Origin of the sequence: Streptomyces sp. NBC_00104 (assembly GCF_045160825.1) — a bacterium.
Taxonomy (GTDB): domain Bacteria; phylum Actinomycetota; class Actinomycetes; order Streptomycetales; family Streptomycetaceae; genus Streptomyces.
The window spans coordinates 9,720,789-9,745,992 of the sequence record NZ_CP108215.1 but is presented as its reverse complement, the minus strand read 5'-3'; the positions used below and the strand labels follow the sequence as shown (position 1 = coordinate 9,745,992).

Annotated in this window: 21 protein-coding genes and 2 pseudogenes; 7 read left to right on the top strand and 16 right to left on the bottom strand. The window is 72.2% G+C overall.

Annotation, left to right across the window (positions count from 1 at the left end):
* Positions 1-48 precede the first annotated feature (48 nt).
* The 3 genes from OG272_RS42600 to OG272_RS42590 all read right to left on the bottom strand — a co-directional run bounded on the left by OG272_RS42600 (position 49) and on the right by OG272_RS42590 (position 3,333).
* Positions 49-1,659 carry a CocE/NonD family hydrolase gene (locus OG272_RS42600; RefSeq protein ID WP_327726666.1) on the bottom strand — a complete coding sequence of 537 codons (1,611 nt, stop codon included), beginning with the start codon at positions 1,657-1,659 and terminating at the stop codon, positions 49-51.
* Positions 1,656-2,297 (bottom strand): TetR/AcrR family transcriptional regulator, encoded by a 642-nt coding sequence (locus tag OG272_RS42595; protein WP_328224484.1) that lies wholly within the window; start codon positions 2,295-2,297, stop codon positions 1,656-1,658. The genes OG272_RS42600 and OG272_RS42595 overlap by 4 nt, the downstream gene beginning before the upstream one ends.
* Before the next feature lie 79 nt (positions 2,298-2,376).
* Positions 2,377-3,333, bottom strand: coding sequence for an EamA family transporter (locus OG272_RS42590; protein ID WP_328224483.1), 957 nt, complete (start codon positions 3,331-3,333; stop codon positions 2,377-2,379).
* A gap of 68 nt (positions 3,334-3,401) precedes the next feature.
* Between OG272_RS42590 and OG272_RS42585 the strand changes: the two genes are divergently transcribed.
* Complete coding sequence (locus OG272_RS42585; RefSeq protein WP_328224482.1) at positions 3,402-4,280, top strand: LysR family transcriptional regulator; 879 nt, start codon at positions 3,402-3,404, stop codon at positions 4,278-4,280.
* On the opposite strand, the gene OG272_RS42580 is transcribed toward OG272_RS42585, so the two are convergent.
* From OG272_RS42580 to OG272_RS42545, 8 genes and pseudogenes are all read right to left on the bottom strand, one after another.
* Positions 4,265-5,983 (bottom strand): PQQ-binding-like beta-propeller repeat protein, encoded by a 1,719-nt coding sequence (locus OG272_RS42580; protein ID WP_328224481.1) that lies wholly within the window; start codon positions 5,981-5,983, stop codon positions 4,265-4,267. The genes OG272_RS42585 and OG272_RS42580 overlap by 16 nt on opposite strands.
* Positions 5,984-6,000: 17 nt before the next feature.
* A complete protein-coding gene (locus OG272_RS42575; RefSeq protein ID WP_326574392.1) occupies positions 6,001-7,848 on the bottom strand; it encodes an NAD(P)/FAD-dependent oxidoreductase in 1,848 nt (615 codons plus the stop codon).
* An 82-nt stretch (positions 7,849-7,930) separates the two neighbouring features.
* A complete protein-coding gene (locus OG272_RS42570; RefSeq protein WP_328224480.1) occupies positions 7,931-8,770 on the bottom strand; it encodes an SDR family oxidoreductase in 840 nt (279 codons plus the stop codon).
* On the bottom strand, positions 8,739-9,962 hold the full coding sequence (locus tag OG272_RS42565) for an FAD-dependent oxidoreductase (RefSeq protein WP_328224479.1): 1,224 nt from the start codon (positions 9,960-9,962) through the stop codon (positions 8,739-8,741). Before OG272_RS42565 ends, OG272_RS42570 begins: the two co-directional genes overlap by 32 nt.
* Positions 9,959-10,156, bottom strand: coding sequence for a ferredoxin (locus OG272_RS42560; RefSeq protein WP_257537290.1), 198 nt, complete (start codon positions 10,154-10,156; stop codon positions 9,959-9,961). Before OG272_RS42560 ends, OG272_RS42565 begins: the two co-directional genes overlap by 4 nt.
* A 39-nt stretch (positions 10,157-10,195) precedes the next feature.
* Positions 10,196-11,437 (bottom strand): cytochrome P450, encoded by a 1,242-nt coding sequence (locus tag OG272_RS42555; protein WP_327726674.1) that lies wholly within the window; start codon positions 11,435-11,437, stop codon positions 10,196-10,198.
* Positions 11,438-11,797: 360 nt separating this feature from the next.
* Entirely contained in the window at positions 11,798-12,517 is a 720-nt protein-coding gene (locus tag OG272_RS42550; protein WP_326585517.1) for a response regulator transcription factor, read from the bottom strand.
* Positions 12,518-12,729: 212 nt separating this feature from the next.
* Positions 12,730-13,236, bottom strand: a pseudogene (locus OG272_RS42545) (MarR family winged helix-turn-helix transcriptional regulator); the annotation flags it as partial.
* A 439-nt stretch (positions 13,237-13,675) separates the two neighbouring features.
* Here OG272_RS42545 and OG272_RS42540 point away from each other — a divergent pair.
* The 3 genes from OG272_RS42540 (at position 13,676) to OG272_RS42530 (ending at position 16,642) form a co-directional block, all read left to right on the top strand.
* Entirely contained in the window at positions 13,676-14,608 is a 933-nt protein-coding gene (locus tag OG272_RS42540) for an SGNH/GDSL hydrolase family protein (RefSeq protein WP_328224478.1), read from the top strand.
* An 85-nt stretch (positions 14,609-14,693) separates the two neighbouring features.
* Entirely contained in the window at positions 14,694-15,461 is a 768-nt protein-coding gene (locus OG272_RS42535) for a glucose 1-dehydrogenase (RefSeq protein ID WP_328224477.1), read from the top strand.
* A gap of 137 nt (positions 15,462-15,598) precedes the next feature.
* Positions 15,599-16,642, top strand: a complete 1,044-nt coding sequence (locus OG272_RS42530; RefSeq protein WP_326574399.1) for a zinc-binding dehydrogenase — start codon at positions 15,599-15,601, stop codon at positions 16,640-16,642.
* Between the two features lie 191 nt (positions 16,643-16,833).
* On the opposite strand, the pseudogene OG272_RS42525 reads toward OG272_RS42530, so the two are convergent.
* From OG272_RS42525 to OG272_RS42505, 5 genes and pseudogenes are all read right to left on the bottom strand, one after another.
* A pseudogene (locus tag OG272_RS42525) lies at positions 16,834-17,459 on the bottom strand (hypothetical protein); the annotation flags it as partial.
* A 14-nt stretch (positions 17,460-17,473) separates the two neighbouring features.
* Positions 17,474-18,118, bottom strand: a complete 645-nt coding sequence (locus tag OG272_RS42520) for a response regulator transcription factor (RefSeq protein ID WP_326574400.1) — start codon at positions 18,116-18,118, stop codon at positions 17,474-17,476.
* A gap of 70 nt (positions 18,119-18,188) precedes the next feature.
* Complete coding sequence (locus OG272_RS42515) at positions 18,189-19,451, bottom strand: histidine kinase (RefSeq protein ID WP_405895796.1); 1,263 nt, start codon at positions 19,449-19,451, stop codon at positions 18,189-18,191.
* 261 nt (positions 19,452-19,712) lie between these two features.
* Positions 19,713-21,182, bottom strand: coding sequence for a HAMP domain-containing sensor histidine kinase (locus OG272_RS42510; RefSeq protein WP_326574402.1), 1,470 nt, complete (start codon positions 21,180-21,182; stop codon positions 19,713-19,715).
* Complete coding sequence (locus OG272_RS42505) at positions 21,179-21,868, bottom strand: response regulator transcription factor (protein ID WP_326574403.1); 690 nt, start codon at positions 21,866-21,868, stop codon at positions 21,179-21,181. The genes OG272_RS42510 and OG272_RS42505 overlap by 4 nt, the downstream gene beginning before the upstream one ends.
* A gap of 148 nt (positions 21,869-22,016) precedes the next feature.
* Here OG272_RS42505 and OG272_RS42500 point away from each other — a divergent pair, with 148 nt between their 5' ends.
* Genes OG272_RS42500 through OG272_RS42490 form a run of 3 tightly spaced genes read left to right on the top strand, consistent with a single transcriptional unit; the run spans position 22,017 to position 24,852 of the window.
* The gene (locus OG272_RS42500; RefSeq protein WP_328224475.1) at positions 22,017-23,360 is read left to right on the top strand and encodes a ferric reductase-like transmembrane domain-containing protein; all 1,344 of its coding nucleotides are present in this window, start codon (positions 22,017-22,019) and stop codon (positions 23,358-23,360) included.
* Positions 23,361-23,387: 27 nt separating this feature from the next.
* Entirely contained in the window at positions 23,388-24,116 is a 729-nt protein-coding gene (locus OG272_RS42495) for an FMN-binding protein (protein WP_405895795.1), read from the top strand.
* Between the two features lie 4 nt (positions 24,117-24,120).
* Entirely contained in the window at positions 24,121-24,852 is a 732-nt protein-coding gene (locus OG272_RS42490) for an FAD:protein FMN transferase (protein WP_405895794.1), read from the top strand.
* Positions 24,853-25,204: the final 352 nt, after the last annotated feature.

Sequence of the window (25,204 nt, the reverse complement as noted above, 5' to 3'; positions counted from 1 at the left end):
AAGCCAACAGAATTGTCAACAATTTTGTTCTCACAGGGTTCGCACGGTTTACAGGGCTACGCGCACCGGCAGGATCACCGCCGAGGGGTGTTCCGGACCGTGATGGACGCTCTGGTCGGCCGCCCGCAGGGTCGTGGCCGTGGCGAGCGGCTCGCCGGTGCCCGGGTTGCGGGCGTAGCGCGGGAAGGCGCCGCTGGAGACCTGGACCCGGATGCGCCGCCCGCGCCGGAAGCGGTGGGCGGTCGGCCACAACCGGACGGTGGCACGGCCGAGTTCGTCGGCACCGGTCAGCCCGGTCAGGCCGTCGCAGACGTTCACCGAGCGGCCCTGCGCGTCGACCTCGCAGAGCCGGACGAAGACATCGGCGTACGGCAGGCTGGAGCGGAACCAGATCTCGGCGCTCACCTCACCGACGACCTCGACGTCCTCGTCGAGCACGGGGGTGGTGTAGGTGAGCACGTCCGGGCGGGCCTCCAGCGCCGTGTTGTCGACGCGTCCGGCGCCGGGCGGCATGGTCACCCCGCCGACCGAGGGCGTGGGGTCCGCCGGGTCGTAGCGGTACCCGTCGGACCGCGGCGCGGTGGGTGGTTCGACGGCCAGGGCCCCGCCGGGGTGGAGGTGGAGGCGCCGCCCCTCGTACCCCTGCGGCGGCCAGGACGCGAAGTCGCGCCAGGCCTCCTCCCCCGTCACGTACAGCCGTACCGGGGCGCGCTCCGGGGGCTGTTCGCCGCGTGCGTGGGCGAGGCCGAACTCGACGGCCTCGCGGGTCAGGGTGTTGTCGAGCGAGGTGTGCGTCCAGGGCCCGATGGTCAGCCGGGCGGGCCGGTCGGCCGCCTGGAGGGTCGTGAAGTCGCGTATCTGGCCGGGCAGGAAGATGTCGTACCAGCCACCGATCGAGCTGACCGGGACGGTCACGTCGGCCACCCGGTCCCGGTGATCGAGGGCGGCCCAGTGCGGGTCGTCGGCGTCGTGGGCGAGGATGGCCTGGATGTAGTCGGAGCGGTGACCGAGGGCGGCGAGGTCGGCGTCGGCGAGGGGCAGGGTGTCGAGGGCGCGGCGGATTCCCTTCAGCTCGAAGGGCTGGCGGACCATCGCGAACGGACGTTCCTGCAGGGCGATCATCGCGCCCCAGCCGAACGGCGTCTGCAGCGACATCCCGTCCCCGCGCAGGAACTCCAGGGTCAGCGCCGACTCCGTCATGTGCGGGATCATGGCCTTGACCTGCGGCGGCACCCGGTCGGCCACCGCCCACTGCACATAGCCCATGTAGCTGGTGCCGATCAGCACGATCGCGTCGCCGGCCCATTGCTGCTCGACGAGCCAGTCCAGGGTGGCCAGGCCGTCCGCGCGCTCCTGCCGCATGTGGTCGGGGGTGCCGCCGGAGCCGAAGCCGCCGCGGGTGCTCTGGATCAGCACCTGGTAGCCGCGCTCGGCCAACGGCCTGACCGCCCCGAGGGCGATGACGCCCCGCCTGCCGTACGGGCAGCGGATCAACGCGGTCGGCAGGCCCTCGCCGCCGGTGCGCGGTGCCCAGCGGTCGGCCAGCAGGTCGACCCCGTCGAGCATCGGCACCCGTAGGTCCCGCTCGACGACGAGGTCGCGGGTGAGCGGCGGGGGCAGTTTCAGTACGCGCTGGACGAGATGACTGCTCAGGTTCACCGGCGTTGCTCCTGGTTCGGTGCGGGCGTGGTGGGCCGGCCCGGCACGGCGGCGACCACGGGCGCCATCCGCAGGAGCCGGTCGGTGAACTCCTCGGGGTCGAGCGGCTCTTCGCCCTCGACGATCCAGGTGTTGACGACGGCGGAGGCGCCGCCGGTGAGGAACGTGGCGAGGTCGTCGACCAGTTCGGGGTCGAGACGGGTGCCGTACCGCCGGCGTACGACCTCCCGGTTGACCGGCGTGATCAGCTCGGTCAGCGCCTTGTTCAGGGCGAACGCGCAGGACCCGGTGAACATCGCGCGGTAGAAGCCGCGGTGTTCCGCGAAGTGCCGCGCCATGGCCAGCACTCCGGTGCGGTCGGTCATGTCCGCCGGGTCGTACGCGGGGCCCTCGATCAGTTCGCGCCGGGCGAGGTCGAGCCCGGTCTGGAGCAGCAGCCCGTCACGGTCGCCGAACTGCTGGTACAGCACCTGCCGGCTCACATCCGCGGCCTCGGCGATCTCCGACACCGGGACGGCGGTGGTGCCCCGCTCGGTGACCAGGGCGATCGCCGCCCGCATCAACGCGGACCGGGAGCGGCGGACCCTGCGGTCCATGGGCGGCCGAGGCGTCGACGACTCGGCGGGTTCCGGCTTCATGACGACGATAATGGACACCTGTCAATAAATGAGCAAGTGTCCATGAACACCGCAGCGAGCGGATCCGGCCCTGGATCCCTCACCCGGTGGAGGGGCGGACGGGCACGAGCATGCTCAGCGCGTTCGCCGCGACCACCGCGCCGATCGCCGCCCACTCGACCCACCCCAGGTCCTGCCCGAGCATGATCCAGCCGGCCAGCGCGGCCAGGACGGGGTTGACGCTCATGAAGAGCCCGAAGACCTGGGCGGGTACGCGACGCAGGGTGAAGACGTCCGCGAGGTACGGCACGGCCGAGGCGAGGATCCCGGCGGCGACGGCGTAGCCGACGGCCCCGGCGGTGGGCGGCTGCCGTGCCACGACCATGACGCCGATGCCGACCGGCAGGAAGGCCAGGGCGGAGAGCCCGGCGGCGGCCGCGGAACCCTGCGCGCCGGGGATACGGCGGCCGACGGTGCGGTTGAGGAGGATGTACGACGCCCAGCAGGCGGCGGCGAGGAGCCCGAGGCCCATGCCCAGGTAGTCGGCGGAGGGCTGCGGACGCATCAGGGTGACCACGCCCAGCGCGGCGATCAGCGCACAGCACGCGTCCACCTTGCGGCGCGAGCCGGCCAGGGCGATGGCGAGCGGACCGAGGAACTCCAGGGTCACCGCGAGTCCGAGACCGATGCGGTCGATGGCGGTGTACAGCGACAGGTTCATCGTCCCGAACACCAGGGCCAGCAGCACCACCGGCCACCACTGCCGCGCGGTGAAGGACCGCAGCTGTGGCCGGCCGACGGCCACGAGGACGATCGCGGCGACGTACTGGCGTATCGCGACGACCCCGGCGGGCCCGAGCACGGGAAAGGCCAGCGACCCGAGGGCGGCCCCGACCTGGTTGGACACCCCGCAGCCGACCATGGTGAGAACACCGGCCAGGCGGGCCCCGCCCGACTCGGAAGCGGAGCCGGGAGCCGGCGACGGGCAGGGGAACGGGGACGAGGGCGGGGACGCGGGGACCGTGCCGGACGAAGCGGGAGCGGAGGCGGTGTCCATGCGCCGATCGTGCGCCCGGACGACCCTTGCGCAAAATGCATCCGCGTCCCGATCTATACGCTGGAGTCATGGATGACACGGGCCCCGTCGCCGGGGATGTGGAGCTGCGGCAGCTGCGGTGTCTCGTGGCCATCGTCGAGGAGGGCACCTTCACCGACGCGGCCATGGCGCTCGGCGTCTCCCAGGCGGCGGTGTCCCGCACCCTGGCCTCGCTCGAACGGGCCCTGGGCGTACGCCTGTTGCGGCGGACCTCCCGCGAGGTGACGCCCACGCCGACCGGACTGCGGGTGGTGGCGCACGCGCGGCGGGTGCTCGGCGAGGTGGACGACCTGGTGCGGGAGGCGACCTCGGGCCACGTGCGGCTGCGGATCGGGTACGCCTGGTCGGCGCTGGGCAGGCACACGCTGACGTTCCAGCGCCGCTGGGGTACCGCGCATCCGGAGACGGACCTGCAGTTCGTGCGGGCCAACTCCCCGACGGCCGGGCTGGCGGAGGGCTCCTGCGACCTCGCCGTGGTCCGCCGGACGGTGGACGACCGCCGCTTCGACTCGGCGATCGTGGGGCTGGAACGGCGGCTGTGCGCGATGGCGAGCGACGATCCACTGGCCCGCCGCAGATCGGTGCGGCTCGCCGATCTGAGCGGGCACACACTGCTGGTCGACCGCCGGACCGGCACGACCACCACGGATCTGTGGCCGCCCGGTTCCCGTCCGGCGACGGAGAAGACGCACGACGTCGACGAGTGGCTCACCACGATCGCGACGGGCCGCGCCGTCGGCGTGACGGCGGAGGCCACCGCCAACCAGTACCGGCGGCCCGGCGTCGTCTACCGGCCGGTGCGCGACGCCGAGCCGATCGCCGTACGGCTCGCCTGGTGGCGGGACGACCCGCATCCCGCCACCCCGGCCGCCATCGAACTGCTGACGGCGCTCTACCGCTCCGGCTGAGCCCCCGCCCTCGGCGAGAGCCGCAGCACGGTGCCCTCGCCGTTGGCCGACAGGAGCAGGGTCCCGTCCGGGGCGGCGGCGAGGCCCGCGAAGCGGCGGGCCATACCGGGCATGACGTCCGCGAACAGCGCCGGTTCGGTGCGGGGGACGACGCCCGGGGGCGGCCCGACCGGCAGATCCTCCGCGTCGATCCGCCGCTCCCCCGTGGTGAGGTCGACCGCGCACAGCCTGCGGTGCCCGGTCTCCACCACGAACAGCTCCTCCCCGAGGACCGCCAGCCCCTGCGGGGCGCCGAGCCCGTCCGCGACGACGACAGTCCCGCCGTCCGCCTCGATCCGGAGCACCGACCCGAGCCGTTCCTCGCTGACGTAGAGACGGCCCTCCGCGTCGAAGGCCACGTCCGTGGGACGGTCGAGGCCTTCGGCGAGCACGGTGACGGTGCCGGGCTCCGACCCGGGTTCGGCGTCGACGGCCACGACCCGGCCCGCGCCCGTCTCGGCCACGACGAGCGAGCCGTCCGGTCCGACCGCGATGCCGATGGGCCGGTTCAGCCCCCGCGCCCGCTCCGAAAGCGCCCCGCTCGCCGGGTCGTAGGTCTGCACGATGCCGAACTGCGAGGTGTAGTGCAGCAGTTCGCCGTCGGCGGTGATGCCGTGCGCGAAGGGCAGCAGGAGGTGGGTCCGCACCCCGCCGGGCCCCGCCTCCGCGGACGTACCGACCGGCTCGCCCTCGTCGTCGGCCGCCGGGCCCGCCAGCCGGTAGTGGTCGGCGGCGTAGACCGTGCCGCCGAGGTCGACCGTCACTCCGTAGGGGCCGTCGAGGCCGCGGCGCACGATCTCGCGGGTGCGGCCGTCGGGGTGCAGCTCCGTGACGCCGCCGCTGGCGAAGCTGGAGACGAACATGCGGTTCTCGGTGTCGAACGCCGCGTTGTCCAGCCCCTTCAGACCGCTGGTGACGAGGGTGCGGGTGCCGCTGCCGTGCAGGTCGATGCGGGTGACGATGCCCTCGACGCCCCGGGAGAGGACGTGCAGGACACCGCCCTGGTCGAAGCGGACCGCGACCGGTTCGTGCACGTCCTCGGCGACCACTTCGGGCGTCCCGCCGTCCGGTGGGATGCGCCAGACCTGGCCGGTGATCATGTGCGGGTAGTACAGACAGCCGTCCGGGCCGCGCTGCATCGCGTTGCCGAGGGCCAGGCCGTCGGTGAGCACGACCGGGTCGCCGCCGTCCGGGAACAGCTCCATCAGACGGCCGTTGGGCTTCATCTCGTTGACGAAGAGCCGGTCGCCGATACAGGTGATGCCGTTGGGGTTCGTCACCTCGTCGGAGACGAGGCCGTACTCCCCCGCCGGGCTCCGCCGCCACACCCGGCCCGGCACCAGGTCGGCTATGTACATCGAGCCGTCGGCGCCGAAGGCGAGGTCGTCCGGCGACTGCACCGGGCTGTCCATCGGGACGACGACGTCGACGTCCCCGGTCGCCGGGTCGACGGCGCTGATCTGCCCGGCGAGGAACTGCGCCACGTACAGCCGCCCGTCGGGGCCGAACGCGACACCGTTGGAACCCCACAGCGGATTGGGCGGGTTGAGCCGGCGCGCCCGCCAACGGGCGCTGGTGGTACGGAGATCACCGCTCTCGTCGTACCGGTTGGGCGCCTTCGCCCACCGGTGCCGGATGCTCAAGTCCTCTCCCAGGGTGGTCATGTCTCCTCCCTCCCTTCTCACTCGGCACCGACGAGGACGTCGTCCATGCCACCGTCCGCGCGCCAGCGCCGGAGCAGTTCGTGGAAGGCGACCGGCCCGTCGCCGTACGACTCGCTGCGCTTCCTGGGCCGGCCCTCGTTGTTGTAGTAGCCGGGGGTGCACTCCGCCTGGAACTTGTGCAGGTCGGCGGCCTTCTCGCGGATCGTGGCGACCCAGGCCGCCTCGGCCTCGGCGGTCGGCTCGACGTACCGGGCGCGGCGCCTGCGGGCCTCGGCGACGACCTCGCCGACATGGATCGACTGCTGGTCGAGGATGTGGACGTAGTTGACCGCGCTGGCGTTCTGCATGGGGCCGAGCTGGAAGAGGTTGGGGAAGCCGTGGCTGTAGAAGCCGTGGAGGGTCTTCGGGCCGGCCGTCATCCAGGTCTCCAGCAGGCCCACGCCGTCCCGGCCGTACGCCGGGAGCCGGCCGGACAGGAGCCCCGAGACTCCGACCTCGAAGCCGGTGGCGAAGATGACGCAGTCGACCTCGTACTCGACCCCGCCGACCACGACCGCCTTGTCGGTGATCCGCTCGACGCCGTGGGTGTCGGCCGTGTCCACGAGGGTGACGTTGGGACGGTTGAAGGTCTGCAGGTAGGTGTCGCTGAAGGTGGGCCGCTTGCACATGTAGCGGTACCAGGGCTTGAGCTTCGCGGCGGTCTCCGGGTCCTCGACGATCGTCGACACCCGGTCGCGCAGCTCGTTCATCTTCTGGAAGTCGGCGATCTCGTACGCCCGTTCCCGCTCGTCCTCCGGCACGTCCGCGTAGGCGTCGGTCGGGATGAGCTTCTCCTGGAGGCGGGCGCTGCTGGTCCAGGCGTCGTCGACCAGGTCCGTCTCGACCCGGACGCCGGTGACGGTCTTGAGGAAGTTGTCCATGCGCTGCCGCTGCCAGCCGGGGGTGAGCGTCTTCGCCCACTCCTCGTCGGTGGGCCCGTTGCCGCGTACGTCGACCGTCGAGGGGGTGCGCTGGAAGACGTACACGTGTGCCGCGTCGGCCCCGAGGTGGGGGACGACCTGGATGGCGGTGGCCCCGGTGCCGATGACGGCCACCCGCTTGTCGGCGAGCCCGGTGAGGCCGCCACTGGCGTCGCCGCCGGTGTAGTCGTAGTCCCAGCGGCTGGTGTGGAAGGTGCGGCCCTTGAAGGTCTCGATGCCGGGGATGCCGGGGAGCTTCGGCTGGCTGAGCGTGCCGCTGGAGACGACGACGTAGCGGGCCCGCATGCGGTCACCACGGTCGGTGGCGACGGTCCACTCCAACTCCGTCTCGTCCCAGCGCAGTTCGGTGGCGACGGTCTGGAAGGCCGCGTCCCGGTAGAGGTCGAAGTGGCGGCCGATGGCCCGGGTGTGCTGCCGGATCTCCTCGCCCGGGGCGTACTTCCACTTCGGGACGTAGCCGAGCTCTTCGAGGAGCGGCAGATAGATGTACGACTCGATGTCGCAGTGGATGCCGGGGTAGCGGTTCCAGTACCAGGTGCCGCCGAAGTCGCCGCCCTTCTCGATCACCCGGATCGACTCGACGCCCGCCTGCCGCAGCCGGGCCGCGGCGAGGAGCCCGCCGAAGCCGCCGCCGACGACGATCGCCTCGACCCGGTCGTGCAGCGGCTCGCGGGTGAACTCCTGGTCGGTGTAGGGGTCGTCGTCGTAGTACGCGAACTCACCGGCGATCCGCTGGTACTGCGCGCCGCCGTCCGGGCGGATCCGGCGCTCGCGCTCGGCCCGGTACCGGGCGCGGAGCGCCTCCGGGTCGAAACCCAGCTCGTCGGGGTCTAAGGCCGTGGGGTCGAAGGAGGTGGGGACGGACGGCGTGTGGGGGGTGGACATCGGTGTCCTCTCTGCGGTCCTTGTACGACTGTGGTGCGGTCGGGGTGGTGCGGTTGTGGTGGTGCGCTCGTGCGCCGTGGGGTCAGGCCGGTCGGTGGCGCCGTAGCCAGGCGGCCTGCCCGCCGTCGACGAGCAGGTCCGTGCCGGTGATGTAACCCGCTTCGGGGCCGATGAGGAATGCCACGGCGTCGGCGATCTCCGCCGGGGTGCCGGTGCGGCCCGCGCCGCTCGCCTCCAGCATCGCGAGCATGCGCGCGCCGCTCGGGCCCTCGACCTCCGCCTTCGACATGGCGGTGGCGATGATCCCCGGGCTGACGCTGTTGATACGGGCGCCGCGCCGGCTCCAGGCGAGCGCGGCGGCCTCGACGCGCACGTGGTTGGCCCGCTTGGACACGACGTACGCCCTCGTCGAACTGTCCCCGACGGCTTCGACGGCGCCGATCCCGAGGAGTTCCTCCGCGGGGGCCGTGGCGAGGGCGGCCTCGTCCTCCGCGCTGAGGGAGGCGACATGGCCGGCCATGCTGGAGACGCAGACCATGGCCGTCCCCGGCGTGGCCACGGCCTCGAAGGCGTCGATGACATGGGCCGTGCCCAGCAGGTCGACCTCCAGGATCGTCTTCGCCGAAGCCTGGACGGCGGAGACCCCCGCGGTGTGCACGACGGCAGCCACCCGGCCCTCACCGGCCGCCTCCTGCGCGAGCCTGTCCACGGACTCGCGGTCGGACACGTCGGTCAGGACGCCCCGTACCGCGTACCCCTCGTCGCGCAACGCGGCGACGGCCCGGTCGAGTTGACCGCGCGAGGCGTCGGCGAGGAACAGGGTCCGCCCGCTGCCGAGCCGACGGGCGACCGCCAGGCCCATCCCGCCGGCGCCGGTGACGACGACCACGTCACGCGACGGGCCGGGCAACTGTTCCACCATGGTCGACCTCCCCCTCTGCCGCCGGTCTCTCCGACGGGAACGTCTCGCGCCATCCGGTGCCGGACGCGATGGCCTGCCGCCACTGCCGGATCGCCTTGGGCGGCATACCGACCGCGAGGGCGCCGGTGACCCGGTCGCCGGTGCGGTAGACGGCCACGAAGCGGCGTTCGGCGAGGTCCCCGTCGACGACCGACACCTCGTCGTGGCCGCGCAGATGGCCGTAGGCCTGGACCTTCATGTCGTACTGGTCGGACCAGAAGTACGGCACCGGCGCGAACGGCTTGCGCGCCTGGCTCCCGAGCAGGTTGCGGGCGGTCGCCATGCCCTGCTCGGCCGCGTTCGTCCGGTGCTCGATGCGCATCGAGGTACCGAACAGCGGGTTGTACCAGCGGGCGACGTCACCGGCCGCGTACACGTTCCTCGCGGCCTCGCAGTACGCGTCGCACAGCACGCCGTCGCCGACGCCCAGGCCGCTGTCCGCCAGCCACTCGGTGTTGGGCAGCGAGCCGATGGCGACCAGCACCTCGTCGGCCTCGATCGTCTCACCGTCCGCGAGCCGTACCCCGTCCTCGGCCACCTCGGTGACGGTGACACCGGTCCGCAGGTCCACCCCGTGGTCGAGGTGGGCCCGGGACAACACCGCGCCGACCTCCCCGCCGACCGCGTGCGCCAGCGGTACCGGCGCCGGTTCGAGGAGGGTGACCTTCGCGCCCAGCCGCCAGGCGACGGCGGCGGCCTCCGCGCCGAGGAACCCGGCGCCGACCACGACCAGCCGCGTCCCCGGTGTCAGGCGTTCCCGCAGCGTCAGCGCGTCGTCCAGGGTGCGCAGCACATGCGCGCCCTCACCGGGCAGCCGCCGCGGCCGCACGCCGGTGGCGATGACCAGTCCGTCGTACGGCACCGAAGAGCCGTCGGCCAGCCGTACTTCGCGTTCCCTGAGGTCGAGGCCGGTGGCGGCGGCCCCGAGACGCAGGTCCAGGTCGAGTCCGTCGAGATGGGCCGGGGTGCGCAGGGTGAGCCGGTCGGTGTCCCACTCCGCCGCGAGGAGCTGCTTGGACAGCGGGGGCCGGTCGTACGGGGCGTGGGGTTCGTCGCCGACGAGGGTGAGCGTGCCGTCGTAGCCCTCGCGGCGCAGCGTCTCCGCCGCCGCCAGTCCGGCGGCGGAGGCACCCACGACGAGGATCCGCCTCACTGGTCCACCAGTCGGATCGCGGCGGCGGGGCAGATCGCGATGGCCTCCTGCACACCGTCCATGAGGTCGTCGGCGGGGTGCTCCTCCAGCAGGATCGCGACGCCGTCGTCGTCCCGTTGGTCGAACACCTCGGGCGAGGCCATCACGCACTGGCCGGAGGCCACGCACTTCGGTTCGTCGAGTTCCACACGCATGGGTTGCTCCTTGACTCTCGCGTACTCGTGGGGGGGGTGTCACCAGGCGACGGGCAGGCACTTCACGCCGTACGTCGTCCCCGTGTGGTTGAAAGCCAGCTGCTCGATCGGGGCGGCCGGGCGGAGGGTGGGGACGCGGCGGTAGAGCGTGCCGTAGACGACCTGGAGTTCGAGGCGGGCCAGGTTCTGGCCGAGGCACTGGTGGGGGCCGTAGCCGAACGCGTTGTGCTGACGGGCGGGCCGGCTCAGGTCCAGGCGCTCGGCCTCGGGGAAGGCGTTCGGGTCCCAGTTGGCGGTCTGGAGGTCGAACAGGAGCCCGTCGCCCTTGCGGATGACCTGCCCACCGATCTCGATGTCGTCCTTGGCGACCCGGCGCAGCCCCGAGTGGACGATGGAGAGGTAACGCAGCAGCTCGTCGACGGCGCCGTTGAGCACCTTCGGGTCGTCGGTCTCGCGCAGCACGGCCAGCTGGTCGGGGTGTTCGAACAGGGCGAGCGTGCCGAGGCTGATCATCGTCGCGGTGGTCTCGTGCCCGGCGATCAGCATGGCCACGCCCATGTTGACGGCCTCTTCGTGGGCCATCTCGCCGTTCTTGACCCGGCCGGCCATCTCCGACAGCACGTCGTCACCCGGCTCGACGAGCTTCTCCCGGAACAGGGCGTCCAGGTACCCGCCCAGGTTGCGGCCCGCCGCGGACGCCTCCTCCGCCGTCAGGGCGCTGTCGAGGGCCCGGTTGCTGTTCTCCTGGAAGAACTCGTGGTCCTTGTACGGCACTCCGAGCAGGTCGGCGATGACCAGCGAGGGCACCGGCAGGGCCAGGGCCGTGAGCAGGTCGGCCGGGTTGGGGCCGGCCAGCATGTCGTCGATCAGGTCGTCGACGATCTTCTGTACGGCCGGGCGCATGGCCTCGATCCGCTTCACCAGGAACGGCGCGTTGACCGAGCGGCGCAGCCGGGTGTGCTCCGGCGCGTCGGTGTTGGTGATGAGTTTCGGGGTGTGCGGGGCGATCGCCGCGCGGTGCGCGTTGACGTGGGGGAAGTCCGGCTCGTGGTCGTCGTTGCTGACGCGCGGGTCGGTGAGCAGGGTCCGCTGGTCGGCGTGGCGGGTGATCAGCCACGGGGTGCTGCCGTTCCAGATCCGCACCTTGGTGATCGGCTGGTCGCCGCGCAGCTCCGCCGCGGCCGGCGGCGGTGCGAGCGGGCAGCCCGTCGCCCTGGGCATCGGATACTCGGGGAGCTGCCCGCTCGTGTCGGACGCGGCGTCGGTCAGTGTGTCGGCCATGGTCTCTCCTCGGTGGTGGGGGCTCCGGTGGGGAGCGCCGGGGGACTGCTTCGAGGCCTCGATGAACACATGCAAACAGAGCGGTCTGACGCCTCCCGGCCAGTTACCTGACAAGAAGCTGACGTGAGCCGGATCACATCCCGAGTTGGGGCGCCGGGCCGTGCGGATCGCGCATTCGACCGCAACCAGCTTTCACCGGGCATGAGTTGACGTCCACAGAAGTGTCCGGAGCGGGGGCCGCGGGGACGGAGCAGGGCGGCGCCGGAGTGTTCTGGCGCCGCCCTGCCGACGACGTCGCGGAGTGTCACGCATTCCGACGTGGTCAGTGCGCGTTTGCTTCTCGGAGTGTCCACGAAAGCTTCATTCCTGGCCGCCCGAGCCACCGAGCCAGTAGCCGAAGCCCCGGCGGGTGTGGATCAGTGGCGGGCCCTCGCGGTCCACCTTGCGGCGGAGCCGGGAGACTAGTTGCTCAATGGCGTTGTCGCCGTGGAAGTCGCCCCACACATAGCGGCCGATCTGCTCCTTCGACAGCACCTTGTGGGCGTTGACGAGGAGGTAGCGCAGCAGCCGGTACTCCGCCGGGGTGAGGTTCAACGGCCGCCCCGCACGCAGGGCCTGACAGGCGGGATCGTCCAGGACCAGGTCGTCGTAGGAGAGTTCGCTGTCCCGACGGACGGGTTTTCGGCCGCGCAGCAGGACCTGGGCGCGGGCCAGGACCTCGGCGATGCGGAAGGGCTTGGTGACGTAGTCCTGCTCCCCCAGCCCGACTTCGGGGAGAAGCTTGCCGAGGGAGTCGTACTGAGTCAGGAACAGCACCGGCGGGCGGTGGGCGACGGGGCGGCGCTCCCTGCCGAGGCCCTCCAGGTCCGGCAGCGCCAGGTCGAGCACCACCAGGTCGAACCGCTGCTCGGTGAGCCGTGCCACCGCCTCCGTGCCCGACTCCGCCGCATGGATGCGGTATCCCGCCAACTCCAGGGTCGTGGACAGTAGTTCGGCGACGTCCGGGTCGTCGACCACGATCAGGACGTGCTGCCCCGCGCCCCGGGGGAGCGACGGATTCTCACTGGCACTGCCGTACATGGTTAAGGCCATTCGTGTCGGGCTCTTTCCTTGGGGGCGCCTTCGGCATGGGTTGCCGCCGGCGGTTTGGGCCGGGTGTCGTGCGTGGCCGAAGGCCTTGGGGGCGTTGAGAGCCTGCTCGCCGTGGGGGTGCCGCCGTGGGGGCGGGGTTCCGTCCGTCGTGGTGGCTCGCACTGTTCTCCGCGCCCCTTTCGGGGGCAGTCGGCGAGGCCGGGGGGACCCGCGTCGGGGCCCTGGCCCTCGTCGACGGCGTGGGCGAGGAACACCTCGGCCATGCGGTGGAAGAGCGTGGCGAGTTGGCGGATCTGGTCGGGGGACCAGTCGGCGAGGGCCATGCGCATGCCGACCGCGCCGGCATCGCGGATGCGGTCGACGGCCTGTTGACCGGTGGGCGTGAGGCGGATGCGCAGGGCACGGCGGTCACCGGGGTCGGCGACCCGGGTGACGTAGCCGGACTTCTCCAACTGCTGGACCTGGCGGGTGACATGGGAGGCCTCGACGTCGAGGCGACCCGCCAGCTCCCCCGGGCGCAGCGGCTCGGAGTCGGCCACCTGGCGCAACAGGGCCACGGCGGCCCGGTCCAGCGGCACTCCGGCCAGGGCCATCAGCCGCTCGTGCTGCCGGGCCCTGGTGCTCAGATAGGTGATCTGCGTCAGAGCCCGTTCGATCTCGATCACTTCCGGGGAGGCGGGACCGGCCGTCGGCGGCGATGGGGACATGAACATCACCCTACCCTTCTCGTTGCCTAACTCAAGCAATCCCGTTCGCTCGATTGCTTGACTCAAGTAAGTCACATGTGTTTGCCTAACTCAAGCAAGACGACAGGGTCCGCTCCGGAAGAAGGCCGGAGGACGGACGAAGCGAAGACCCACCCTCGCCCTCGGCCTCCCCGGCCGCGGGCGACCAAGGACCGGGGCCGTTCGAGCGGAACGGCCCCGACGCGCCGCACCCGTGGGGACGGGGCCCGGCGCCGTCCCCGGACCCGGCAGCCGATCACCTCCCCCCGAACGGCGCCGGGCCCGGGGACACCCTCATACCCCCGGTGCCTCACGCACGCCGAGCCCGACCCCGTACGACCCGAACTCGCCCGGCCGCCCCAGCCGCTCCTCCCCCGGCCGAGCGAACGAGACCACAGCAGACGGAAGACAGGACACAGCGATGAGGACCCTTCTACGAGCCGGCCTGGCTGGGGCGCTCGCCTGCGGAGTACTGGTCATCGCGATCGGTGTCGGACGGGACGGCGACGGGGGCGGCCGTGCCCCGGCGCCCCCGACAGGCCCGTACGTGGCCCTCGGCGACTCCTACACGGCCGGGCCGAGGATCCCGGACCAGAGCGGCAGCCCCGCCGGGTGTGAGCGGTCCGGCCGGAACTACCCCTCACTGGTCGCCGCGGAGTTGAAGATCAAGGCGTCCGACTTCCGCGACGTCAGTTGCACCGGAGCCACCATCGCCGACCTGTCCGCACCCCAGTCGACCGACGACGGCACCAACCCCGCCCAGTTCGACGCCCTGTCCGGCGCGACCCGGCTGGTCACCCTCGGCATCGGCGGCAACGACATCGGCTTCGCCTCGGTGATCCGGCGGTGCGTCACGAGCGGTGTGCTGTACGAGGTCACCGGCGGCCGGGACGGCGACGGCGACGCCCCGTGCACGGAGCTGTACACGTACGGGGGCCGCGACGAAATCCGGAAGAAGATCGAGGCGGCGGGCGAACGCCTCGCCCGCGCGCTGGACGAGGTCCGACGGCGGGCGCCGAAGGCACGGGTCCATGTGGTCGGCTATCCGGCGATCCTGCCGTCCGACGGCGGTGACTGCGGCCGCGAGCTGGGCCTCGCCCCCGGTGACCTCGCCTTCGTCCGGAGCAAGGAGCGGGAGCTCAACACCATGCTGCGCCGACGCGCCGAGGCCGCCGGGGCTCGGTACGTCGACACGTACGGGGCGTCCGAGGGCCACGACGCCTGTTCCGCCGAGGGCACCCGCTGGATCGAGCCACTTGTGCCGCGCTCCCCCGCGGCCTCCGTGCACCCCAACGAGCGCGGTGAGCGCGGCATGGCCGACGCGGTCCTGCACGCCCTGGGGGCGCGCCCATGAACCATCGGACGACTGATCGTGGGCCGACCGGGGCGGACACTCCCCGGCCCGGCGACCGGCCCACCCGACGAAAGAGGGACAGTTCATGAGCAGTATCGGTCTCGACGGCCGCAGCGTCGTCGTCACGGGCGCCGGTTCCGGCATAGGCCGGGCCGCGGCCCTGAAGTTCGCCGCGGCGGGCGCGAAGGTCCTGGTGGCCGACCTCAACGAGGAGGCCGCCGAGGAGACCCTCAAGACGATCGGGACCGCCGGCGGCACCGCTGTCGCGGTCGTCGGCGACCTCAGCGACCAGGCGGTCGTGGACGCGGTCGTCGAGCGTGCCGTGGAGGCCTTCGGCGGACTGGACGTCCTGGTGAACAACGCCGGGATCATGGACCGGATGTCGGCCCTCGCGGATGTCGACGACGCCGAGTGGGAGCGGGTCATCCGGGTCAACCTGACCGCGCCGTTCCTGCTCACCCGGGCCGCCCTGCCGCACATGCTGAAGGCGGAGCGCGGCGCGATCGTCTTCACCGCCTCCGAGGCCGGGCTGCGCGGCAGCGCGGCCGGCGCCGCCTACACCGCGTCGAAGCACGGCGTCGTCGGCCTGGTGAAGAGCCTGTCGGTGATGTACCGCAAGCAGGGCATCCGGGCCAACGCGATCGCCCCCGGCCCCACGCTGACCAACATCCAGGTCGACGCCGACCAGAAGGCCCACGGCCCGGCGGTCGTCGGCGGGCTGATCGGCGCCACCATGGGGCGCCTCGGCACGGCCGAGGAGCAGGCCGACGCCATCCTCTTCCTCGCCTCCGACGCGGCCGCCTTCGTCAACGGCGTGATCCTGCCCGTCGACGACGCCTGGGCCGCCGTCTGACGGCCCGCGCCCAGGCCCGACCCGGTCGGGTCACGGTTCCCGGAACCCGTCCGGGGCCGGACCCGACCGGCAACACCTCTCCACACATCCCACTCCGCGGCATCCCTGTCCCGCACCTCCAGAAAGCGAGTCTCCCCATGGCGACGATGAAGTCCGTCCAGACCGCCGGCGTCGGCAAGGTCGAGGTGGTGGACGTCGAGCGTCCCGTGCCCGGCCCCAAGGACGCCCTCGTCCGCGTACGCGCCTGCGGCATCTGCGGCACCGACGTGACCTTCCTCCACATGGGAGGCATGCCGTCCCGCGGTCACCAGGGCGGCGAGATGGTGCCGGTGCCGCTCGGCCACGAGCCGGCCGGTGAGGTCGTCGAGGTCGGCACCGAGGTCACCGGCCTCGCGGTGGGTGACCGGGTGGTGGTCAACCCGCAGGACGCGCCGACCGGCATCATCGGCTGCGGCGGCAGGTACGGCGGCATGAGCGAGTACCTGCTGATCGAGAACGCCGAGGTCGGCAAGGGCGTGGCGGTCTTCCCCGACTCCGTGCCCTTCGACATCGCCTCCCTCAACGAGCCCATGGCCGTGGCCCGGCACTGCGTCAACCGTTCCGAGGCGGGGCCCGACGACAAGGTCGTCGTCTTCGGTGCCGGGCCCATCGGCCTCGGCGCGGCGATCTGGCTGAAGCTGCGCGGTGTGAAGCACGTGGTCGTGGCCGACGTCATCCCCTCCCGGCTGGAGAAGGCACTGGCCGTGGGCGCGGACGCCGTCATCGACTCGGGCAAGGAGGATGTCGCCGCACGGCTGACCGAACTGCACGGGCAGGCCGCCAACGCGCTCGGCCAGCCCCGGCCCGGAACCGACATCTTCATCGACGCGGCCGGTGTCCCCGCCGTGTTCAACACCGTGGTGGGGTCGGCCAAGTGGGGCGCGAAGCTCGTCATGGTCGCCGTGCAGAAGAAGGGCTCGGAGATCGACCTCGGCGGCATGCTCCGCAGCGAGCTGACCCTCGTCGCCTCCCAGGGCTACCCCACCGAGATCTTCGAGGTCACCCCCGAGATCGTCGAGCACCATGAGCGCTTCGCCAAGCTCATCAGCCACCGGGTGCCCGCCGCCGAGGTCGACCGGGCCTTCGAGCTGGCGCTGACGCCGGGGGCGGCCGAGAAGGTGGTCGTGACGTTCGACGAGTAGACGAGTAGACGTCCCCGGAGTTCCGGGCGCCCCGAGCGTCTCGGGCACCCCGGGCGTCTCAGGCGTCTCGGGCGTCTCAGGCGTCTCGGGCGTCTCAGGCGTCTCGGCGTCTCGGGCATCTCGGGCGTCTCCACGGGAGAGGGGCCTGCCGCCGGTGGTCGCCGGTGGCAGGCCCCTCGCGTGCGCGGTCGTCACCGGGCCACGGGCAGCCCGTACACGCCGTACACCGACCCGTCGTTTTTGAACGCGAGGCGGTCCCTGTCGGCGGCCGGGCGGCGGGTGGGGATACGGCGGTGAGGGTGCCGTGGACGACCTTAAGTTCCAGGCGGGCCGGCGGCCGGCCCGGGCGCTGGTGGACGCCGAAGCCGAAGTCGATGTGGCGGCGGGCGTCGCGGCCGAGGCCGAGCCGGTCGGGGTCGGTGACGGCCTCCGGGTCGGTGACGGCCTCCGGTCGGTGACGGCCTCCGGTCGGTGACGGCGTCCGGGTCGGTGACGGTCTCCGGGTCGCGGTCGCCAATATCGTCGGGGAAGATGATTCCCTCCCCGGCGCGGACCGCCTCTCCGGCGATCTTGATGTCCTCGGCGTCCACCCGGCGATCTCGATGTCCTCGGTGGCCACCCGGCGCCGTCCGGTGTGCGTGATGTCGAGGTGGCGCAGCAGTTCCTCGACGGCGGCGGCGATCCGCCTCGGGGCGTCGGTGTTCCGCAACTCCGCCGACTGGTCGGGGTGTTCGAGCAGCGCGAGCGTGCCGAGGGCGACCATGCCGGCCGTCGTCCCGTGCCCGGCGAGGAGCAGCAGAACCCCCGTCCGCGCCGCGACCAGCGGGGCGGCTATGTGTTGTTCAGGTAGGCCAGCACGGCCAGCACCCTGCGGTGTCCGCTGTCGCTGGTGGGCAGGCCGAGCTTCAGGAAGACGTTGCCGATGTGCTTGCTGACCGCGCGTTCGGTGACGACCAGGGTCCTGGCGATGGTGGCGTTGTCGTGTCCCTCGGCCATCAGCTTCAGCACCTCGCGCTCGCGTGGGGTGAGCGAGTCGAGCGGTGAGTCCTTGCGGCGGGACAGCAGCTCGGTGACCACCTCCGGGTCGAGCGCGGTACCGCCGGCCGCGACCCGGTCGAGCGCGTCCAGGAACTCGTCGACCCGGCCGATCCGGTCCTTGAGCAGATAGCCGACGCCGCTCGCTCCCCCGCCGAGCAGTTCGGCGGCGTACGACTCCTCCACGTACTGCGAGAGGACCAGCACCGGCAGGCCGGGAATCTCCCGGCGGGCCTCCAGGGCGGCGCGCAGCCCCTCGTCACGGAAGCCGGGCGGCATCCGGACGTCCAGGACGGCGACGTCCGGGCGGTGTTCCAGCAGTGCGGGGAGCACCTCGGGGCCGCTGCCCGCGACGGCCGCCACCTCGTGTCCGGAGGAGGTCAGCAGCAGGACCAGGCCCTCTCTCAGCAGGGCGTTGTCCTCGGCGATCACCACACGCACGGCAGTCCCACCTCTGTTTTCGACCGCCGCGTACGCGATGTCCCCGGATCGGCCGCTGATCCCGATTCGCTCACCATACGCAGGGCAGCTCCACCTCGATCACGGTGGGCCCCCCGACAGGGCTGGTCACGGCCATGCTCCCGTCGAGCGCGGCGACCCGCCGCCGCATACCGAGGAGTCCGGATCCGCCCATCGCGGGGGCGCCGACGGCCGGGGGGCCGGGGCGGCCCGTGACCGTCGCCGGACCGGCCGTGCCGGGGCCGCTCGTCGTGGCAGCCGGACCGGACGTACCGGCGCCACCTTCGGCGCCGCCCCGGCCGTCGTCGCGTACCAGGACTCGGACGCCCCGGGTCGTGCGGGCGAGACGGACCTCGGCGTGGTCGCGGCCGCTGTGCTTGGCGGCGTTGGTCAGAGCCTCGGCGACGACGAAGTAGGCGGCGGCCTCCACCGCGGCGGGCGGGCGCGGCCCGTCGGTGTCCTCCAACCCGCGCACGTCCACGGCCACTTCGAGGCCGCTGCTGGCCGCCAGGGCCCGTACGGCTCCGGCGAGACCGCGGTCCGTGAGGATCGGCGGGTGGATGCCGCGTACGACGTGGCGGAGTTCGATGAGCGCGGCCTCGGCCTGGTCCTGGGCGTCGAGCAGCAGCCTGCGCGCGGCTTCCGGGTCGCGGTCGTACGCGCGCCGGGCCAGCCCGATCCGCATGGACAGCGAGACCAGGCGGGCCTGGGCGCCGTCGTGCAGGTCCCGTTCGATACGGCGGAGTTCGGCACCGTGGGCGGCGATCGCGTCGGCGCGGGTCGCCGTCAGCTCCTCCACCCGTTCGGCGAGGCGGGCCCTGGGCGAGGGCTTGAGCAGCGTCTCGGACCAGTGGGCGTCGAGGTCGGCGAGACGGCTGATCAGCGGCAGGACGAGGGCATCGCGGCGGAGCAGTCCGCTCCACACGCCGTCGACGGCGAGGCCCAGTGGCCACAGGGGTACCGCGAGGAAGAAGAGGGCGCCGTAGACGTAGTACGCGAGCATCCAGCGGGCGTCGGTGCGGGTGCCGGGGTCGCGGACGGCGATGCGCAGGCGTTCGCGCAGGGTGCCCTCGATCGGCTGATAGGCCTCGGGGACGGCCCGGCCGGTCCAGGCCGCCACCTGGTGGCGTTTCGCGCCGGCGATGCGACGGACCAGCGTCACGGTCTCGGGCAGCATCCAGGCACCCACCACGGCGAGCGTGGCGATCGCGGTGACCAGCAGCACCGTGATGAACAGGTACATGCCGAACGCCATCGCGGCGGCGATGCCCAACTGGAGCGTGGCCCGCGCGGCCTGCCGCACCGTCTTGCCCATGCCGATCAGATTAGGCGACCGGACGGGGCGGGCGACGCGGCACGGGGTGAGCCGCTGATCACCCCGTGCCGGAGAGTCCGGCGGGGGCCATGAGTCCGGGGCGGGCCCTCGGCCTCCGGTGGCGCAGCCCGCCGACACGGGCCGCTCGCCTCGGCTGCGCACCCACCTTCATGATCGCGGCGCCGTCCCGCCCGCGCCCGCACCGTGCTTCGGCTGCGCACCACACCGCGGCCACGTTCACGGTGCGATTGCCGACGGCACTCAGGCCCCGCCCCCACCATCGCCGTCGCTCTCCCCCTCGCCCCTCGGCAATCGCACCGTGAACGTGGTCGCGCCCGGGTGGCTGGTCAGGTCGATCGTGCCGCCGTGGGCGCGGACCAGGGAGCGGGCGACGGCGAGGCCGAGCCCGCTGCCGCCCCGGTCGCGGCTGCGGGCCTTGTCGACGCGGTAGAAGCGGTCGAAGACGCGCTCCCGGTCGTCGGCCGGGATGCCGGGCCCGGAGTCGGTGATCCGTACCTCGGCCGTGCCGGAGTCGACGGACACCTCCAGGCGGACCTTCGTACCGTGCGGGGTGTGCACGGCCGCGTTGGTGAGGAGGTTGTCGAGGACCTGGCGCAGGCGCAGGGGGTCCAGGCGCAGCCGTACGGGGTCGGAGCCGGTCGTCACGGTCAGCGGATGGCCTGGGTGGCCCGCGCGGAAGGCGTCCGCCGCCTGGAGCGCCAACCGCACCAGGTCGGCCTCCTCCAGCCGCAGCGGGGTCTCCACGTCGGCGGCGTCGAGGCGGGCGAGCATCAGCAGGTCGTCCAGCAGGTATCCCATCCGCGCGGCCTCGGCACGCAACCGGGCCAGGTGCTTGTCGCGTTCCTCGGGGCTGTGGGCGGCGGCGTACTGGAAGAGGTCGGCGTAGCCGCGTACCGACATCAGAGGGGTGCGCAGTTCGTGCGAGGCGTCGGCGACGAAGCGGCGCAGGCGCTGCTCGGCCTCGGTACGGACGGCGAGCGCGTCGTCGATGTGCTCCAGCATGGTGTTGAAGGCGGTGCGCAGTTCCTCGACCTCGGGACCGCCGTCGCGGTTGTCGTGGCGCACCGGCAGCCGCGCCGAGTCCGTCAGGTCGTGCGAGGTGATACCGCGGGCGGTGTGCGCCATGTCGCTCAGCGGTTTCAGGCCGCGCCGCAGCATGGCCCGGCCGAACACCACGAGCGCCATCAGGGCGAGGACGAAGGTGACGACCTGGATCGTGATCAGCCGGCCCACGGTGTCCTCGATGTCGTCCATGGGCGCGGCGCTGACCAGGACCACGCCGGGCTCGACCTCGCAGGCCCGCAGCCGGTACTGGCCCTGGCCCTTGAGGTGTTCGGTGCGGGTGACCTCCGTGCCCTCGACGGTGAGCGCCTTGGCGACGAGGGTGAAGTCGTCGATGTCCTCGGGCAGGTCGCCGGGGTCCTCGGGCTTCCGCAGCACCGGGGAGCCGTCCGACGTGTCGTACACGGCGTAGTACCAGCGGTAGTACTTCTTGCCCTGGAGCGTGCCGTAGTCCGCGATGCTCTTGGACTGGGCGATCTGGGCGATCTTCAGCTGCTCGTTGAGCTGCGCGGACAGATAGTCGCGCATGTACACGGTCAGTGCGCTGCCGACGACGGCGAACACGACGAGCGCCAGGGCGCCGAGGCCGAGGGCCAGCCGGGTGCCGAGGCGCATGCCGCGGTAGGTCTGCTTGAGTCGGTCGATCACTCGGTGGCCTGCCGCAGGACGTAGCCGAAGCCCCGTACGGTGTGGATGAGGGGTTCGCCGGTGTCCTCGAGCTTGCGGCGCAGCCGGCTGACGACCAGTTCGACCACGTTGGAGCGACCGCCGAAGCCGTACTCCCAGACGTGGTCGAGGATCTGCGCCTTGGTGAGGACGGTCGGGGACTTGCGCATGAGGTAGCGCAGGACCTCGTACTCGGTGGGGGTGAGGGTGAGCAGCTTGTCGCCCCGGCGGACCTCGCGGGTGTCCTCGTCCATCGTCAGGTCCGACACCTGGAGCACGGACCGCTGGAAGGCGGGCCCGGCGCTGCGGCGCAGCACGGTGCGCAGCCGGGCCATCAACTCCTCCACGGCGAAGGGCTTGACCAGGTAGTCGTCGCCGCCCCGGGTGAGGCCGGCGACCCGGTCGGCGACGCCGTCGCGGGCGGTCAGGAACACCACGGGCACCATCGTCCCGGACTGGCGCAGCCGGTCGAGCACGCCGAAGCCGTCCACGCCCGGCAGCATCAGGTCCAGGACCACGATGTCGGGATGGAACTCGGCCGCCTGCCTGAGCGCCTCCTCACCGGAGTGCGCCGTGACGGCGTCCCAGCCCTCGTAGCGGGCAACGGTCGCCACCAGGTCCGCGATCGGCGGGTCGTCGTCCACCACGAGAAGTCGCACTTTTTCCACGTGCTCATACTGCGCTACCTGTCGCTTCACGCCATAGCCGCTCACAGCTCGGCCGCAGATCGATAAATACTTGAAAGTTGTCCGACAGTAAAACGACAGCTCCCGCCGGACAAGCTCGTATCCCCCACCCGATCAAGGAGCTGTCCCCGTGACCACTCTCCAACAACCCCCCGCGGCGGTCAGCCGCTCGGGAGCGCGCCCCAAAGTGGTCGCCCGCACCGGTCTGTACACGGTGCTGGCGGCGAACGTGGCCGTGGTGACCTTCTTCTTCGTGCAGGCCGGCTTCGCCTCCAACGCCCTCATCGTGCTGGGCCGCCTGGCCGGTCTCTACGGCGGGCTGCTGATGGCCTTCCAGCTGCTGCTGGTGGCCCGGCTGCCGTGGTTCGACCGGCGCATCGGCATGGACCGGCTGACCTCCTGGCACCGCTGGACCGGCTTCTCCGTGCTGTGGCTGCTGGTCGCGCACGGTGTGTTCATCGCCTTCGGCTACGCCCAGTCCTCGGACATGGACCCGCTCAGCCAGCTGGTCGACCTCGCCGAGACCGTCGAGGGCGTGCTGCGCGCGATCGTCGCGCTCGGCATCATCATCGTGATCGGCGTGGTCTCGGCCCGCTTCGCCCGGCGCAGGCTCGCCTACGAGACCTGGCACTTCATCCACCTGTACACCTACGTCGCGGTGGTGCTGGCCTTCACGCACCAGGTCGCGGCGGGTACGTCGTTCGCCTCGTCGGAGACCGCGACGGCGTACTGGTACGTGCTGTGGGGCGTGGCCCTGGCCTCCGTCTTCGTGGGCCGGCTGGTGCTCCCGCTGTGGCGCAACTGGCGTCACCAGCTCCGCGTCACGGCGGTCGTCCCCGAGGCCGACAACGTCGTCTCGATCTACATGACCGGCCGTGACCTGCACCGGATGCCTGCCCGGGCCGGCCAGTTCTTCCTGTGGCGCTTCCTCACCCGGGACCGCTGGTGGCAGGCCAACCCGTTCTCGCTGTCGGCCGCGCCGGACGGCAAGCAGCTGCGGCTGACCGCGAAGGCGGCCGGCGAGGGCTCCGCCGCCCTGCGCCACGTGAAGGTCGGCACCCGCGTCTTCGCCGAGGGTCCGTACGGCGCGTTCACCGCGATGCACCGCACCCGGCCGGAGTCCGTGCTCATCGCGGGCGGCGTCGGCGTCACCCCCATCCGGGCCCTGCTGGAGGAGATCGAGGGGCACGCCGTGGTCATCTACCGGGTGGCCGCCGAGCAGGACGCGGTCCTCTACAACGAGCTCCAGCAGCTCGCCTTCGACAAGGGCGCCGAACTGCACCTGGTCTCCGGCCCCGCCAGCCCCGACCTGCTGGCACCGCGCGAGCTGCAGCGCATGGTGCCGGACATCACCGACCGGGACGTGTTCCTGTGCGGGCCGCCGCCGATGATGAACGCGGTCCTGGGCAGCCTGCGCGAGCTGGACGTGCCCAAGCCGCAGATCCACTTCGAACGCTTCAGCCTGGCCGGCTGAGGGACACCGGGACACGAGGAAAGCACTGTGAAACGAGCGATACCCGCCCTGGTCCTGAGCGCCGCCGCGCTGGTCCCCGTCTGGCGCTACGCGCCCTCGACCGACACGACGTCCACGACGGCGACGGCCGAGTCGGCCCCGTCCGCCGCGGCGGGCTCCACCGTGGTCTCGGGCCCGACGATCGACACCGAGAAGGGGCCCGTCCAGGTCCAGGCGACCTTCCAGGGTGAGAAGATCACCGCCGTCAGGATGCTCCAGCAGCCGGACCACCCTCAGACCGAGGCCGCCGTGCCGGTACTGATCGAGGAGACGCTGGAGGCGCAGAGCGCCGACATCGACACGGTCTCGGGCGCCACGATCACCAGCGACGCCTACCGGGAGTCGCTGCAGGCCGCCCTCGACGAGAACGAGAAGTCGGCGTCCTCGTCCGACTCCGACTCCGACTCCGCGTCCAGCTCCGACTCCGCGTCCGACTCCGAGTCCTCGGCGGAGAGCGCGAGCCGGACCGTCGCGGGCTCGACGGTCGGCACCTCCAAGGGTGACGTCCAGGTCCAGGTGACCTTCGAGGGCGACGACATCACCGCCGTGGAGATGCTGAAGCAGCCGAACCACCCGCAGACCGAGGCGGCCGTCCCGGTGCTGATCAAGGAGACCCTGGCGGCGCAGAGCGCCGACATCGACACGGTCTCGGGCGCCACGATCACCAGCGACGGCTACCGGGAGTCCCTCCAGGCCGCGCTCGACGCGAAGGCCTGATCCGGTGCGCCGCGTCGAACACATCATGGGGTTCCCCATCTCGCTGCTCGTCGAGGACGGCGAGAACGGGGCGATGACGGCCGAGGCCGCGGAGCCCGCGTTCGACTGGCTGCGCGAGGTCGACGCGCGGTTCAGCCCGTTCCGCGCCGACAGCGAGGTGTCACGGCTGGACCGGGGTGAGCTGGCACCGGACGAGGTCGGCCGGGACCTGGCCGAGGTGCTGGCCCTCTGCGAGGAGTACCGGGTGGCGACGGGTGGCGCGTTCGACGTACGGCTGCCGGGGCGTGGGCTCGACCCCTGCGCCATGGTGAAGGGATGGGCCGTGCAGCGGGCGGCGGAACTGCTGACGGACCTGGGCGCGAAGAGGCTGTGCCTCAACGCGGGCGGTGACGTGGCCGCGACCGGCGGTCCGTGGCGGGTGGGCGTACGGCACCCGGAACGGGCCGACCGCCTCTGTACGGTCCTGTCCCTCACGGACGGCGCGGTCGCGACCTCCGCCCGCTACGAGCGCGGTGACCACATCCTCGACGGCCGCACCGGCCGCCCGGCGACGGGTTTGCTGAGCCTCACGGTGGTGGCCCCGACCCTGACCGAGGCCGACGCCACGGCCACGGCGGCGTTCGCGATGGGCACGGAGGGCATCGAGTGGGCCGCGTCCCGGGAGGGCTGCGAGATCTTCGCGGTCGACGCGCGGCAGCGGGTGTTCCGGACGCCGGGGTTGCCGGTGGCGTCCTGAGGGGGCGCGCCTGATCGCTCGGGGGTGCGGCCCGTTCGGCGACCTTTGGGTGTGCGTGCGGGGCGCCGAACAGCACGGGGTACGGCTCGATGGGCGAGCCGCTGGATTTTCGTGCGGGGCGCCGAACAGCTCGGGACTCGGTTTGTTCGGCGAGCGCGGGAAGTGCGTGGCTGGTCGCGCAGTTCCCCGCGCCGCTGAAGGGGTCGCGTAGCTGCGGGCAATCGTGCCGCTGGGCGGCACGGGTGGGCGCGGCGGCACCCTGCCAGCGCCGGTGAGCGCCCCCTCCCCCAGCCCAGCCCAGGCCGCCGCGCCGAGCGCCCCCGCCCCAGCCCAGGCCGCCGCGCACCTCCGC